This is a genomic window from Arenimonas metalli CF5-1 (assembly GCF_000747155.1).
GTDB classification, from domain to species: domain Bacteria; phylum Pseudomonadota; class Gammaproteobacteria; order Xanthomonadales; family Xanthomonadaceae; genus Arenimonas; species Arenimonas metalli.
On the sequence record NZ_AVCK01000040.1, the window covers coordinates 1 to 13550 of the forward strand.

Genomic DNA, 13550 nt, shown 5'->3' on the forward strand with positions numbered 1-13550 from the left:
CGCGGCGCGCGCGGCGGCTCGTTCCTGTACCTCGGCCAGCGCCGCGTCGAAGGCCGCGCGCTGGGTAGCGTCGAGCTGCAGCGCGTCGGCCACCCGCGGCAGGTCCTGCCCGAAGCCACCGCGCGCCGCGCCCGGCGCCGCCGCGGGGTCCGTGCCCGGCGGGGTGTAGCGCAGCGCGGCGTTGGGCACGCGCAGCACGCCTTCGCGGCGGCTGACCACGATTTCGGCGCTCGCGGTCATGCCCGGCAGCAGGCTCTGGTCGCGGTTGTCGACCTGCACCACCACGGGGTAGCTGATGACGTTGGCGGTGGAGGTGGCGGACAGCCGCACCTGCTTCACCTCGCCCTGGAACTGGCGGTCGGGGAAGGCGTCAACGGTGAACGACACCGGCAGGCCCTCCCGGATCTGGCCGACATCGGCCTCGTCGATGCTCAGGTCGATCTGCATCTGGCCCAGGTCTTCGGCGATCTGGAACAGCACCGGCGTCTGGAAGCTGGCCGCGACCGTCTGGCCCGGCTCGACCGCGCGCAGCAGGATCACGCCGTCCACCGGCGAGCGGATCACCGTGTAGCTGACGTCGAGCCGCGCGTTGTCCACGGCGGCCTGCCGCTGCTGCACGCCGGCTTGGGCCGAGACCACGCGGGCGCGGGCCTGGTCGCGCGCGGCCAGCGCGAGGTCGAGCTCGTTGCGGGCGATCAGCTGGCGCGCCGCCAGGTCGGACTTGCGCACGTAGTCGGCCTCGGCGTTCTTGAGCGTGGCCTGGGCTTCGTTCACCGAGGCGCGCGCGCTGGCGAGGTCGGCCTCGGTCTGCTTCACCCGGCTTTCGAACGGCGCCGGGTCCAGCCGGGCGATCGCCTGGTCCTTCGCGACGCGGTCGTTGAAGTCCACCAGCACTTCCTGCATCTGCCCGGACACCTGCGAGCCGACGTCCACCGTGGTGGTGGCGCGCAGGGTGCCGGTGGCGGAGATCACCACGCGCACGTCGCCGCGATCGACGGCGCCGGTGCGGAAGCCGCCGCCGGTTTCGGGCGCACGCGCGCTCCAGGCCCACCAGGCCAGGGCGGCAAGGCCCAGCACCGCGACGACGAGGACCCAACGGCGGGATGGGCGGGAAGTGGGCGTGGCAAGCGACATCATGGCTCCGGGGTCGAAAAGGGGTGTCTGGTCGGGAGTCAACGCGCGGAGGCGACGCGCGTTGACGCGCGCGCCCCGCAATAAGGGTTTCAGGCCATCGGCGGCAGCAGCGGGAAGCTGATCGTGGCGACGGTGCCCTTGCGGGCCTCGCTCTCCAGCCGCACCGGCCAGCCGTAGCGCTGCGACAGGCGCTGCACGATCGACAGGCCGATGCCCTGGCCGTCCTTCTTGCGGTCGCCGCCGCGGTAGAACGGTTCGAACACGCGCGCCAGTTCATCCGGCGTCATGCCCACGCCGGTGTCGGCCACCGCGATCGAGCCGCGGCGCAGGTACACGGTGACGCTGCCCTCGTCGGTGTAGTGGCAGGCGTTGCGCAGCAGGTTGCTCAGCAGCACCGACAGCACGCGCGCCGGCGCATGCAGGTGGAAATCGTCCTCCTTCACAAGCCGCAGCTCGACCGGCTTGGTGGCGACCAGCACGCGGGCCTTCTCCACCTCTTCCTCGACCACGCTGCTGACGGCGAAGTCGTCGTCCGGCAGGCCGGTGTCGCCCTCGCGGGCCAGGATCAGGAAGGCCTCGATCAGGGCTTCCATGTCGCGGCCGGCGCCCTGGATGCGCTTGAGCGCGCGGCGGGACAGCGGGCTGAGGTTTTCGTCGCTCTCCATCATGTCGCCGGCGACGCGGATCACGGTGAGCGGGGTGCGCAGCTCGTGCGAGGCATCGCGGGTGAAGTCGCGCTCGCGCTCGACGAAGCTCTCGATGCGGCTGGCGAAGTCATGCAGCGAAGACGCCAGCACCAAGGTTTCGCCCTCGACGTCCACCGGCAGGTTCTCGGGGCGCAGCGCGCTGGCCTCGGGATGCTTGGGGTCCCAGCGCTGCACCTGCCCGGCCAGCCAGATCACCGGCGACACGGCACGTTTGGAGGTGCGGTAAGTGCTCCAGGCGATCACGTAGATCACCACCAGCACTATCGCCAGCGGCGTCACGCCGAACCAGAACGCGAGGCTGTCCACCTGTTCCTGCTTGAACAGCAGGTAGAGCATGTGGCCGTTGCGGTCGCGCTCGACCAGCACCAGCGAGCCGCCCTCGGCCCGCGACAGCGCGTGGAAGCCTACGTCGAGCGGCCGGAGCTTCTCGGGCAGCGCGGCCTGGCTGCCGCCCGCGGGCACCAGGAAGCCGGTCATGTTGTAGGTGTCGGGCACCTGCGCCTGCGCATCGCTGGCCAGGCGCTGCCAGTAGTGCGTGGCCTCCTCCTGCAGCGCGCGCTGGATCAGCACGTGCTTGAGCACCGCCGAGGCGCCGTACACGCCCAGCACGGCGGCGAAGCTGATCGCCGCCGCCTGCAGGATGAAGGCGACCCAGATCTTGCGGCGGAGCCCGGAGCGTGCGGTGGCCATCCCTGGTCCGCGGCTCAGGCCGCCGGCGGCGCGTCGAGGTCGGCGATGCGGTAGCCGGCGGTCTGCACGGTGTGCAGCAGCGGGCGGTCGAACGGCCGGTCGATGGCCTTGCGCAGGTTGTAGAGGTGGCTGCGCAGGGTGTCGGAGTCCGGCAGGCCGTCGCCCCAGATCTCGCGCTCGATGTCGCGGCGCGTGACCACGCGCGGCGACTCGCGCATCAGGATCGTGAGCAGGCGCAGGCCGATCGGCGACAGCGCGATCTCCTGGCCGGCGCGGGTGACGCGCAGGCTGGCGGTGTCGAGCACCAGGTCGGCCACCTTGAGCACCTCGGCGCTGACCTGGCGGCGGTCGCGGCGGATCAGGGCACGGACGCGGGCCTCGAGCTCCTGGATGGCGAAGGGCTTGACCAGGTAGTCGTCGGCGCCGGCCTCCAGGCCGTTGACCTTGTCGTTGAGCGTGTCGCGCGCGGTCAGCATCAGCACCGGCGTCGACTTCTTGGCTTCGTTGCGCAGGCGGCGGCACACTTCGAGGCCGTCCAGTCGCGGCAGCATCAGGTCCAGCACGATCACGTCGTAGCTGTTGTCGGCGGCCAGGCGGTAGCCGTCCATGCCGTCGCCGGCATAGTCGACGCCGAAACCCTTGGACTCCAGGTATTCGCCGACCATCTCGGACAGGTTTCGGTTGTCTTCGACCACCAGGATCAGGCCGGCCGGGTCATCGCGTCGCATGGGGTATCTCCGGGATGTGAAGGGGATGTCTTCAGCTTTGTGAAGATTACACGCCCACCCCGGTGAGCCGGGTGTGAAGCCGCCGCCAAGGGCGCGTCAAGGCTACCCTTGGCCTCCCCGGCGGCCGTTCCCGCCGCCCCTTTCCAGCCCCTGCCCGGCCCCATGCCATGCCCAACTTCAGCGCCTACGCCACGCCCGTCCTGCTGCTGCTTTTCTCGAACATCTTCATGACCTTCGCCTGGTACGGGCACCTGAAGTTCAAGACCAGCCCGATCTGGATCGTGATCTTCGCCAGCTGGGGCATCGCCTTCTTCGAGTACTGCCTGCAGGTGCCGGCCAACCGGATGGGCCACGCGGTCTACTCGGCGCCGCAGCTCAAGGGCATCCAGGAAATCCTGACCCTGCTGGTCTTCGCCGGCTTCTCGATCTGGTACCTCGGCGAGCAGATCAAGTGGAACCACATCGCGGGCTTCGCCCTGATCGTCGCCGCTGCGTTCCTGCTCTTCCTCGAATGACCCTGTGGGAGGGACTTCAGTCCCGATGCTCTTCGCGGAAAAGCATCGGGACTGAAGTCCCTCCCACAAGGGTGCGTCAGAAGCTGATCTTGCCGGTGAGCATGTCCTTGAACATCACCCAGTCGCCGGCGAAGGAATACAGCGGGTGCTTGAAGGTGGCCGGCTTGTTGTGTTCGAAGAAGAAATGGCCGACCCAGGCGAAGGCGTAGCCGCTGACCAGGGCGGCCAGCAGCCACCAGGGGTTCAGGGTCACGACCGCGGCGGCCAGGAAGCCCAGGGCCATGCAGCTGCCGACGAAATGCAGCCGGCGGCAGGTGCGGTTCGAATGCTCGCCCAGGTAGAACGGATAAAACTCGCGGAACGTGGCAAAGCCCTGGCTCATGGCGCGGCGTCTCCGGCAGATCCTGTGGGAGGGACTTTAGTCCCGATGGCTGTCGCCGGAAAGCTTCGGGCCTGAAGGCCCTCCTACAGCAGCGGGCTTTTCTTCGCGCTTGGCGCGGTTCCACAGTGCGTCCTGGGCGTCGAGGTCGAGCTGCGCCAGGTCAACGCCCTCTTCGGCGGCCAGCTGCTCCATGCGCCGGAAGCGGCGTTCGAACTTGGCGTTGGCGCGGCGCAGGGCGGCGCCGAAATCGACCTTGGCGTGGCGGGTGAGGTTGGCGACCACGAACAGCACGTCGCCCAGCTCGTCCTCGAGCCGGTCGCGGGCATCGGCGTCGCCGGCGGCCACGGCGTCGAACTCGACCCGCACCTCCTCGATTTCCTCGTGCAGCTTGGCGATCACCGGCGCCGGGCCCGGCCAGTCGAAGCCAACCGTCGCCGCGCGCTTCTGCAGCTTCACCGCGCGCTGCCATTCCGGCAGGCCGCGGGTGATGCCGGCCAGCACGCTCATGTCCTGCTCGCCGCGCTCGGCACGCTCGGCGCGCTTGAGCTGCTCCCAGTTGGCCAGCTGCGCCTCGGCGTCGGCCTGCGCGGCCACGTCGCCGAACACGTGCGGGTGGCGCCGCACCAGCTTGTCGTTGATCGCCGCCACCACGTCGTCGAAGGCGAAGTGCCCGGCCTCCTCGGCCATGCGCGAGTGGAACACCACCTGCAGCAGCAGGTCGCCCAGCTCGTCGCGCAGCTCGGGCATGTCGCCGCGCTGGATCGCGTCGGCGACCTCGTAGGCCTCTTCGATCGTGTACGGCGCGACGCTGGCGAAGTCCTGCTTCACGTCCCAGGGGCACCCGCGCTCGGGGTCGCGCAGGCGGGCCATGATCCCGATGAGTTCGCGGATGTCAGCCATGGGCGGCGGCCTCCAGCCAGTCGCGCCAGGGCAGCGAAGGATCGCCCAGCGCGATGAAGTCGGGGTTGAGCAGCGACTCCTTGCGGTTGTAGTCCAGCGGCTGGCCGTCGAGGCGCAGCACGGCGCCGCCGGCTTCCTCGAGCACGCACTGCGCGGCCGCGGTGTCCCATTCGCTGGTGGGTCCGAAGCGCGGATAGACGTCGACCAGCCCCTCGGCGATGCGGCAGAACTTGAGCGAGGAACCGAGGCCGATGCGCTCGGTCTCGCCCATGCGCCCGAGCGCGGCGGCCGTGCGCGGGTCCAGGTGCGAGCGGCTGGCCGCCACCCGCAGCGGCAGCGCGGCCGGGCGGCGGGTGGTGACCGCCACGTCGCCGGCCTCGGTGCGCAGCCAGGCGCCCTCGCCCGCCGCGGCGTGCATCAGCATGCCCGGCACCGGCGCGTACACCACGCCCAGGACCGGCCGGCCGGCGTCCACCAGGGCGATATTGACGGTGAACTCGCCGTTCTTCTTCACGAACTCGCGGGTGCCGTCCAGCGGATCCACCAGCCAGTGCCGGGTCCACTTCTGCCGCTCGGACCAGGGCATGCCGGCGTCTTCTTCACTCAGCACCGGGATGTCCGGCGCCAGCGCCTGCAGGCCCGCGACGATGATCCGGTGCGCGGCCAGGTCGGCCTGGGTCAGCGGCGAGGCGTCGTCCTTGTGCTCGACCGCGAAGTCCTGGGCGTAGACGGCCAGGATGGCCTGGCCCGCCTCCACCGCCAGGGCGAGGCAGCCCGCGCGCAGTGGACTCACGCGCGCCCCCGCAGCACTTCGCGCACGATGAACAGCGCGGCCAGCGATCGACCTTCGGAACAGTCATCGCGCAGCATCAGCTCGTGCAGCCGGTCCAGGCGCCACGGGATGACCTCGAGCTCCTCGGGCTCGTCGCCGGGCAGTCGCTCCGGGTAGAGGTCCTCGGCCAGCACCAGGTGGATCTCGTGGTTCATGTAGGTCGGCGCCAGCGTGATCGCGCGCAGCGCGGTCAGCTTGCGGGCGCCGAAGCCGGCCTCTTCCTTCAGCTCGCGGTTGGCGGCCTCGAGCACGGTCTCGCCGGCATCCATGCGGCCCTTGGGCAGGCCCAGCTCGTAGCGGTGCACGCCGGCGGCGTACTCGCGGACCAGCAGCACGTGCTCGGGGTCGGGCACCGCGGCGATGATCACCGAGCCGTGGCCGCTGCTGAGCGCGCGGTGGTAGCGACGGCGCTCGCCGTTGCTGAACTCCAGGTCCAGGTGCTCGCGGCGGGCACCCTCGGCGCCGTGCTCCTCGCGGGCGTGGATGACGGGCAGCGGGCGCGCGCTGGCGGGCGGCGGGGATCGGTCGGCGGGCTCGGACATGCCCCGATTCTAGCCGCTGCCCGTGACGGCTGCCGTGTCCATGGACAGGCCGGGCCGCGGGCCGGATCATCCGCGCATGGATACCAACACCGACACCGCCCGCCAGGCCGAGGCCGCCGCCTGGCGCGAGCGCGACCTGGCCGTGGTCTGGCACCCCTGCACCCAGATGAAGGAGCACCCGGGAACCCTGCCCCTGGTGCCGATCCGGCGCGGCCGCGGCGCCTGGCTCGAGGGCGTGGACGGCGTGCGCTACCTCGACGCCGTCAGCAGCTGGTGGACCAACCTGTTCGGCCACGCCGAGCCGCGCATCGCCGAGGCCATCGCGGCGCAGGCGCGCGAGCTCGAACACGTGATCTACGCCGGCTTCTCCCACGCCCCCGGCCTGGCCCTGGCCGAGGCCCTGCTCGCCCAGGCGCCGCCGGGCCTGTCGCGGGTGTTCTACGGCGACAACGGCTCGGCCGCGGTCGAGATCGCGCTGAAGATGAGCTTCCACAGCCACGCCAACCGCGGCGAGCCCGGCCGCACGCGCTTCATCGCGCTGGGCAACGGCTACCACGGCGAAACCATCGGTGCGCTGTCGATGGGCGACATCCCGCTGTACCGGCGGGTGTACGCGCCGCTGCTGCTCGAGCCGCTGTTCGCGCCCTCGCCCGACGCCTACGAGGCCGAACCGGGCGAAAGCGCCGAGGCCTGCGCGCTGCGCCGCGCCGACGAACTCGCCGCGATCTTCGAGGCCCACCCCGGCCAGGTCAGCGCCCTGATCCTCGAGCCACTGGTGCAGTGCGCCGGCGGCATGCGCATGCACCACCCGGCCTACCTGCGCCGCGCCCGCGAGATCTGCGATGCGCACGGCGCGCACCTGATCGCCGACGAGATCGCGGTCGGCTTCGGCCGCACCGGCACGCTGTTCGCCTGCGAGCAGGCCGGCGTCTCGCCGGATTTCCTATGCCTGTCGAAAGGGCTCACCGGCGGCTTCCTGCCGATGTCGGCAGTGCTCACCACGGCGGCGGTGTACGAAGCCTTCCTCGACGACTCGCGCGAGCGCGCCTTCCTGCATTCGCACAGCTACACCGGCAACCCGCTGGGCTGCGCCGCCGCGCTGGCCTCGCTGGCGATCTTCGACAGCGACGACGTGCTGGCGCGCAACCGCGGCACCGCCGCGCGCATGGCCGCGCTGGCCGCGCCGCTGGCCGCGCACCCGAACGTGGCCGACGTGCGCCAGACCGGCATGATCCTCGCGATCGAACTCGCCGCCGACGGCCGCGGCAAGACGCCCTTCCCCGCCGCCGACCGCCGCGGCCTGCGCGCCTACCGCCACGCGATCGAACGCGGCGTGGTGCTGCGGCCGCTCGGCGACATCCTCTACTGGATGCCGCCCTACTGCGTCGGCGAGGAAGAACTGATGCACCTGGCCGCGGTCACCACCTCGGCCATCGAAGAGGCGACCCGCGCATGAGGACCATCCGCTGCCATGTCGACGCGCCGCTGTCGGTGGGCGCCACGGCCGCGCTGCCTGAAACCGCCGCCGGCCACCTCGTCCGCGTGCTGCGACTGGGCGTGGGCGATGCCGTGGTGCTGTTCAACGGCGACGGCCAGGATTACGACGCGCGCCTGGTGGCCGTGGGCAAGCGCGGCGCCGAGGCCGAGGTCCTGGGCGCGCGGGCGCTTGCCAACGAATCCCCACTCGCGATCACGCTGGCCCAGGGCGTGGCGCGCGGCGAGAAGATGGACCTGGTGCTGCAGAAAGGCACCGAACTCGGTGTCGCCGCCTTCGCGCCGATCAACACCGAGCGCACCGAAGTGAAGCTGGACGCCGAGCGCGCGGAGAAACGCCTGGCGCACTGGCGCGGCGTGCTGGTGGCGGCCTGCGAACAGAGCGGTCGCGCCCGCGTGCCGGCGCTCGCATCGCCCGTGGGCCTGGCGCACTGGGCGGGAGGCGCGCACGCGGGCCTGAAGCTGATGCTGGATCCGGAGGGCGAGCTGACGCTTGCCGCGCTGCCGGCCACCGAAGCGGTCACGCTGGTGGTGGGGCCCGAAGGCGGCCTGTCCGAGCGCGACCTGGCGACGCTGCGCGCGGCGGGCTTCAAGGGGTTGCGGCTGGGGCCGCGCATCCTGCGCACCGAGACCGCGGGGTTGGCCGCGATCGCAGCGCTCCAGTCCCGCCTGGGCGATTTGTAGGGACCAGAATGTAGGAGGGACTTCAGTCCCGAAGCTCCTGGCCGAGAGCTTCGGGACTGAAGTCCCTCCTACAGGTACCGTGGCTCAGGCGGCGACCTGGGCCTGGTCGAGGGCCTTCTGGATCAGCAGCTCGATGCTGAGCAGGTCGGGCACCACGGCCGGGTCGTCGTTGAGCGTCACGCGCGAGTGCACGCCCAGCGGCAGCTCCTTGAGCTCCTGCGACTCGGCCAGCGCGGCGCGCGACACCGTGACCAGGCGCGGGAAGCCCTGCGACAGCACGGCGAAGAACGGCAGCTTGGGGTTGTTGCCCAGCGCCTTGAGCACGGCGACCTTGGCGCCCATCTGGCCGTCCTCGCCCGACCAGCCGGCCAGGCGCGAGAACGACAGCAGCGGCAGCCGCCAGCCGCGCCAGCGGACGCGGCCCAGCAGCCATTCGGGGGCGTCGCCCAGGGGCTCCGGCTCCGAATAGGTGATGACCTCGGCGACGCTGGCGTTGGGCAGCAGCAGGCGGCCCTGGGTGACGGTGATCAACACGCCTCGGATGTCGCGCTGGGCATTCATGGGTCTACTCCGGATCCTTTGCTTCAGTTCCAGCAATCAATGGTCAGGCGCGCCAGGTCGGCGTGCCCGGCCTGGATGGCGCCGGCGGCGATGACCTGCTCGGCGGCCACGGCGTCGAAGCAGGTGCCGGGGTCCTGGGCCAGCACCACGGCGCCGGCGTCCTTGAGCGCCAGCACCGCAGGCACGACCGACGGATCGGCGCCGCTGAACACCAGCACCACGCTGTCGGCGGCCGGCAGCGCGGCGACGACGTCGGCCAGGCCGCCGGTGGCGGTGAATTCAAAGCGGTTGCCGTGGTGGGACACGCCCGTGCCCGGCTGCAGCACCGCGACGCGGCCCGGATGGGCGGGCTGGCCTTCGACCGCGAGGTCGAGCGGCAGGCGGCTGGCCTTCGCGAGCTGGCCAACGAGGCGGTCGTGCTTGCCGGTGTCCAGGTGCTGGTAGAGCAGCACCGGGACCGGCAGCGTCGGCGGCAGCGCCGACAGCAGCTGGCGCACGGCATCGGGGCCGCCGAGGCCGGCGAGCACGAGCAGCACGCCGGCGCTCGCGACACGGTCCTGCGCCAGGCCCGCATCGGCAATGCCCGGGCCTTCGTCGACGAGGCTCAGCGACGCGCCTGTCGCGCTGGGCTTGAAGGACACGACCGGTGCTTCGGCCGGCGGCGGGGCTGGCGACGGGGGCGCCGCGGCACCGTCCATCGGCACCAGCTCGAGCGAACCGAACATCGAGCCGCCGGTGGCCGGCGCGCGGGCCGGCGCCTGCGCCGCAGGCGGCTCGGCGGGCGACTCGTCTTCCAGGTGGCCGAAATCGGTGGCGAAGTCGGGCTCCTGCGCCACGGGGCGCTGGTCCTGGGCCTCGAAGGCCTCCAGCTGCGCCGCGAGCGCGGCGACGTCGTCATCCACGCCCTCGGCATGGGTAGCGTCGTCATCGCTGAAGGTGGAGAAACTGACCGGGCCGCCGTCCAGTTCGACGTCGGCGAGCAGCGGGGCATCCTGGCCGGTGTCGTCGCCGAAGGACAGGGAATCGGCCTCGTCCAGGGTCGGCATCGGCGCGTTCTCGTCCGGCAGGGCCGACAAATCGATATCGAAGCTGCTGGCGTCGAATTCCAAATCTTCGATGGCCGGCTCAGGCGCGCGTGCCGCCTCGACCGGCGCATCGATGCGGCCGAGGGCCTGCTCGAGGTCGCCGAGGTCGAGGTCGATGCCCGCCTCGGGCTCGGGTTCCGGCGCCGGCACCGGTTCCGCCGCGGCCGGCACGGGTTCGGCGGCGAGCGAGGGATTGGTCGGCACCCACTCGGACAGGTCGAGCGATTCGGCGGCGTAGTCCTCGAGCTTCTCGTGGTCCATTTCCTGGGCCGGCGTGCGCGGGGCGCCCGGCTCCATCGACAGGTCCACGACCGGCAGGTGGTCGGCATCGTTCGGCGCCGGCGGCAGCAGGTCGGAGCCGACCAGCTTGGCGGCGAGGTGGCGGGCCCAGCGCGCGAGGTCCCAGCCGTCGAGGCCGCGGGTGACCTCGGCGTCGTCGTACATCACCTCGATGCCGGGCGCGGCCAGCAGGTCGTCGAAGCGCTCGAGCGACTCTTCGACCGCGGGTTCCAGGCTGACCAGCACCACGGTCGGCTTCTCGCCGGCGACGGTGCCCGGGTCGAGTTCGGCCGGGTCGCCTTCGGCGACCAGCTGCGCGCCGAGTTCCGCCAGGGCACGGCGGAGCTGGTCGCGGGCGTCACCGGGGCGGGCCAGCAGGGCGACGCGGACCGGCGACTCAAGCATTGGCCGGCTCCATGCCGAGCATCTCGAACACGTTCCGCATCAGCTCGACTTCCTGGTAGGGCTTGCCGAGGTAGCGGTTCACGCCGATGTCGAAGGCGCGCTGGCGGTGTTTGTCGCCGGTGCGCGAGGTGATCATGATGATCGGCACGTCCTTCAGGCGCGGGTCCGACTTCATGTTCTGGGCCAGCTCGTAGCCGTCCATGCGCGGCATCTCGATGTCGAGCAGCATCAGGTCGGGCACGCGCTCGGCCATCTTCTCGATGGCGTCGACGCCGTCCTTCGCCGTCAGCACTTCCATGTTGTGGCGCTCGAGCACGCGGCCGGTGACCTTGCGCATGGTGATCGAGTCGTCCACCACCATCACCGCCGGGATGCGGCGGGCGGCCGGGGCCGGCGCGGCCGGCACCAGCTCGATGCTGCGGTCGATGCTGGCCTGGCGGCGCACCAGCGGCGCGACGTCGAGGATCACGACCACGCGGCCGTCGCCCATGATGGTGGCGCCGAAGATGCCCGGGATCGAGTTGACCTGCGGGCCCACCGGCTTGACCACGATTTCCTTGCTGCCCAGCACCTGGTCGATGCAGATCGCGGCGCGCAGGTCGCCGGAGCGGGCGAGCAGCAGCGGCATCTGCAGGCTGTCCTGCGCCTTGGCCGGGGCGTGGCCGATCAGCGTACCCAGATCGTGGATGGCGTAGGACTCGCCGGCGTAGGTGAAGCTCGGGTGCTCGGTGGCGAGCTGCTTGTCGAGCTCGGCGCGGCTCATGCGGCCCACGCCCTGCACCGAGGCGATCGGCACCGCGAAGCTGGTGTCGCCGATCTTCACGAACACGGCCTGGGTGACCGCGAGGGTGAACGGCAGGCGGATGGTGAAGGTGCTGCCCTTCCCGACTTCGGACTCGATGCTGAGCGAGCCGCCGAGCTGGCGGATTTCGCTGTAGACCACGTCCATGCCGACGCCGCGGCCGGCCAGGCGGCTGACGGTGGCGGCGGTGGAGAAGCCGGTCTCGAGGATGAAGCCGTAAAGCGTGGCGTCGGAGACTTCGGCGTCGGCCTTGAGCAGGCCGCGCTCGATCGCCTTCCTGCGGATCGCTTCCTTGTCCAGGCCGCGGCCGTCGTCGCTGATCTTGAGCACGACTTCGGAACCTTCGCGCTGCACCTGGACGCGGACCAGGCCCTCTTCCGGCTTGTTGGCCTTCTTGCGGTCGGCCGGCAGCTCGAGGCCGTGCGCCACGGCGTTGCGGAGCATGTGCTCCAGCGGCGCGGTCATGCGGTCGAGGACGTTGCGGTCCATTTCGCCGCTGGCGCCGTCGACCTTGAGGTTGACCTGCTTGCCGGTCTCGCTGCCGGACTGGCGCAGCACGCGGCGCAGGCGCGGCACCAGCGCATCGAAGGGCACCATGCGCGTGCGCATGAGGCCTTCCTGCAGGTCCGAGCTCACGCGCGACTGCTGCAGCAGCAGGGTTTCGTACTGGCGGGTCAGGTCGTCGAGCGAGCCCTGCAGGCTGACCAGGTCGGCCGCGGACTCCGAGAGCGAACGCGACAGCTGCTGCTGGGTGGTGAAGCGGTCGAGCTCGAGCGGATCGAACTGCTCGTCGCTGGCTTCGCCCTCGCGCTGGTAGCGCGCGATGATCTGGGCTTCCGTCTCGATGTCGAGCTTGCGCAGCTGCTCGCGCAGGCGGGTGGTGGTCTGGCCGAGTTCGCCGAGGTTCGAGCGGAACGCACCGAGCTGCTGCTCGAGGCGGGCGCGGTAGATGGCGACCTCGCCGGCGTAGTTCACCAGGCGGTCGAGCAGGTCGGCGCGGATGCGGACCTGTTCCTGCGGGGCGCGGACGCCGCCGATGTCCTCGCCTTCGTCGAGCGCGTCGATCGGGGCGGACAGCGGGGCCATCGTTCCGGCCGCACCCGCGCTGGGCGCGAACACGGGACGGGTGACGGCGGCTTCCTCGGCGGCGGCGGCCTTGCGGTCCAGCGCGGTCGTGGCCGGACGCTCGGCGGCCGGCGCCGCCGGGGCGGCGGCGGTGCCCGCGTCCAGGGCGCGGCCCTTGGCGAGCGCGTCGATCTGGCCGATCAGGTTCGCCGGCAGCGCGATCGCCTTGCGCTCGCCGACGCGGGTGACCATGCCGTGCAGGCGGTCGAAGGCACGCTCGAGGACGACGACGCCGGTCTGGTCGAGTTCGCGCCGGCCCTCGGCGACGACTTCGAGCAGCGATTCCATCGCATGGCCGAGTTCGCCGATCGGGAAGATGCCCGCCATGCGGGCGCCGCCCTTGAGCGTGTGCAGGTCGCGCTGCAGGCCGACCACGAGCTCGCGGTCGGTGGTGCGGTCGCGCAGCTCGGCGAGCAGGCTGTCGGAATGGTCGAGCAGGTCGGCCGACTCTTCCAGGAAGATGTCGAGCAGGTCGACGTCGATGTCGCTGGTGTCGAGCTCGGCGTCCGGGTCGTCCGGATCCTGGGCCACGGGGACCTGGGTATTGGCCTGGGCCTCGGGCTCGTCGGCGGATTGCGTGGCGGCGGCCAGGGCAGCGGCGGCGGCAGCAGAGGCGGCGGCTTCGGCGGCGGCGGCTTCGGCGGCAGCTTCGGCAGCCGCAGCTTCGGCGGCAGCAGCTTCGGCG

Annotated in this window: 13 protein-coding genes; 3 read left to right on the forward strand and 10 right to left on the reverse strand. The window is 71.4% G+C overall.

All coding sequences use genetic code 11. The features are described 5' to 3' along the window. From N787_RS11010 to N787_RS11020, 3 genes are all read right to left on the reverse strand, one after another. A partial coding sequence (locus tag N787_RS11010; RefSeq protein ID WP_052575393.1) for an efflux RND transporter periplasmic adaptor subunit occupies nucleotides 1-1137 on the reverse strand: 1137 nt, incomplete at its 3' end. Nucleotides 1138-1223: 86 nt separating this feature from the next. Further along, nucleotides 1224-2531 carry a sensor histidine kinase gene (locus N787_RS11015; protein WP_034213963.1) on the reverse strand — a complete coding sequence of 436 codons (1308 nt, stop codon included), beginning with the start codon at nucleotides 2529-2531 and terminating at the stop codon, nucleotides 1224-1226. A gap of 14 nt (nucleotides 2532-2545) precedes the next feature. Then, nucleotides 2546-3259 carry a response regulator transcription factor gene (locus N787_RS11020; RefSeq protein WP_034213965.1) on the reverse strand — a complete coding sequence of 238 codons (714 nt, stop codon included), beginning with the start codon at nucleotides 3257-3259 and terminating at the stop codon, nucleotides 2546-2548. 167 nt (nucleotides 3260-3426) lie between these two features. Between N787_RS11020 and N787_RS11025 the strand changes: the two genes are divergently transcribed. Further along, on the forward strand, nucleotides 3427-3774 hold the full coding sequence (locus tag N787_RS11025) for a DMT family protein (RefSeq protein ID WP_034213968.1): 348 nt from the start codon (nucleotides 3427-3429) through the stop codon (nucleotides 3772-3774). Between the two features lie 76 nt (nucleotides 3775-3850). Here the strand turns inward: N787_RS11025 and N787_RS11030 are convergent, their stop codons facing one another. From N787_RS11030 to nudE, 4 genes are read right to left on the reverse strand one after another with little or no spacing between them, the layout of a single operon-like run. Next, nucleotides 3851-4156, reverse strand: coding sequence for an Mpo1-like protein (locus tag N787_RS11030; protein ID WP_034213970.1), 306 nt, complete (start codon nucleotides 4154-4156; stop codon nucleotides 3851-3853). A 36-nt stretch (nucleotides 4157-4192) separates the two neighbouring features. Beyond that, entirely contained in the window at nucleotides 4193-5056 is an 864-nt protein-coding gene (gene mazG / locus N787_RS11035; protein ID WP_084590772.1) for a nucleoside triphosphate pyrophosphohydrolase, read from the reverse strand. Next, complete coding sequence (gene cysQ / locus N787_RS11040) at nucleotides 5049-5849, reverse strand: 3'(2'),5'-bisphosphate nucleotidase CysQ (RefSeq protein WP_034213972.1); 801 nt, start codon at nucleotides 5847-5849, stop codon at nucleotides 5049-5051. Before cysQ ends, mazG begins: the two co-directional genes overlap by 8 nt. After that, nucleotides 5846-6430 carry an ADP compounds hydrolase NudE gene (gene nudE, locus N787_RS11045; RefSeq protein ID WP_052575395.1) on the reverse strand — a complete coding sequence of 195 codons (585 nt, stop codon included), beginning with the start codon at nucleotides 6428-6430 and terminating at the stop codon, nucleotides 5846-5848. The genes cysQ and nudE overlap by 4 nt, the downstream gene beginning before the upstream one ends. A gap of 76 nt (nucleotides 6431-6506) precedes the next feature. Between nudE and bioA the strand changes: the two genes are divergently transcribed. Both bioA and N787_RS11055 read left to right on the forward strand, forming a co-directional pair. Beyond that, nucleotides 6507-7886, forward strand: coding sequence for an adenosylmethionine--8-amino-7-oxononanoate transaminase (bioA, locus tag N787_RS11050; RefSeq protein WP_052575396.1), 1380 nt, complete (start codon nucleotides 6507-6509; stop codon nucleotides 7884-7886). Continuing rightward, a complete protein-coding gene (locus N787_RS11055; RefSeq protein ID WP_034213974.1) occupies nucleotides 7883-8608 on the forward strand; it encodes a 16S rRNA (uracil(1498)-N(3))-methyltransferase in 726 nt (241 codons plus the stop codon). Before bioA ends, N787_RS11055 begins: the two co-directional genes overlap by 4 nt. Before the next feature lie 84 nt (nucleotides 8609-8692). Here N787_RS11055 and N787_RS11060 read toward each other — a convergent pair whose 3' ends face one another. The 3 genes from N787_RS11060 to N787_RS11070 all read right to left on the reverse strand — a co-directional run. Further along, complete coding sequence (locus N787_RS11060; RefSeq protein WP_034213977.1) at nucleotides 8693-9169, reverse strand: chemotaxis protein CheW; 477 nt, start codon at nucleotides 9167-9169, stop codon at nucleotides 8693-8695. Nucleotides 9170-9192: 23 nt separating this feature from the next. Then, on the reverse strand, nucleotides 9193-10938 hold the full coding sequence (locus N787_RS14435) for a chemotaxis protein CheB (RefSeq protein ID WP_052575397.1): 1746 nt from the start codon (nucleotides 10936-10938) through the stop codon (nucleotides 9193-9195). Beyond that, the coding region (locus N787_RS11070; RefSeq protein WP_156969002.1) for a response regulator at nucleotides 10931-13550 on the reverse strand (2620 nt) is incomplete at its 5' end. The genes N787_RS14435 and N787_RS11070, both read right to left, overlap by 8 nt.

Excerpts from the sequence above, each read along its gene's own strand:
- N787_RS11015 (WP_034213963.1), bottom strand. The coding sequence starts at position 2,531 with ATGGCCACCGCACGCTCCGGGCTCCGCCGCAAGATCTGGGTCGCCTTC.
- N787_RS11020 (WP_034213965.1), bottom strand. The coding sequence starts at position 3,259 with ATGCGACGCGATGACCCGGCCGGCCTGATCCTGGTGGTCGAAGACAAC.
- N787_RS11030 (WP_034213970.1), bottom strand. The coding sequence starts at position 4,156 with ATGAGCCAGGGCTTTGCCACGTTCCGCGAGTTTTATCCGTTCTACCTG.
- nudE (WP_052575395.1), bottom strand. The coding sequence starts at position 6,430 with ATGTCCGAGCCCGCCGACCGATCCCCGCCGCCCGCCAGCGCGCGCCCG.
- N787_RS11025 (WP_034213968.1), top strand. The coding sequence starts at position 3,427 with ATGCCCAACTTCAGCGCCTACGCCACGCCCGTCCTGCTGCTGCTTTTC.
- bioA (WP_052575396.1), top strand. The coding sequence starts at position 6,507 with ATGGATACCAACACCGACACCGCCCGCCAGGCCGAGGCCGCCGCCTGG.
- mazG (WP_084590772.1), bottom strand. The coding sequence starts at position 5,056 with ATGGCTGACATCCGCGAACTCATCGGGATCATGGCCCGCCTGCGCGAC.
- N787_RS11055 (WP_034213974.1), top strand. The coding sequence starts at position 7,883 with ATGAGGACCATCCGCTGCCATGTCGACGCGCCGCTGTCGGTGGGCGCC.
- N787_RS11060 (WP_034213977.1), bottom strand. The coding sequence starts at position 9,169 with ATGAATGCCCAGCGCGACATCCGAGGCGTGTTGATCACCGTCACCCAG.
- N787_RS14435 (WP_052575397.1), bottom strand. The coding sequence starts at position 10,938 with ATGCTTGAGTCGCCGGTCCGCGTCGCCCTGCTGGCCCGCCCCGGTGAC.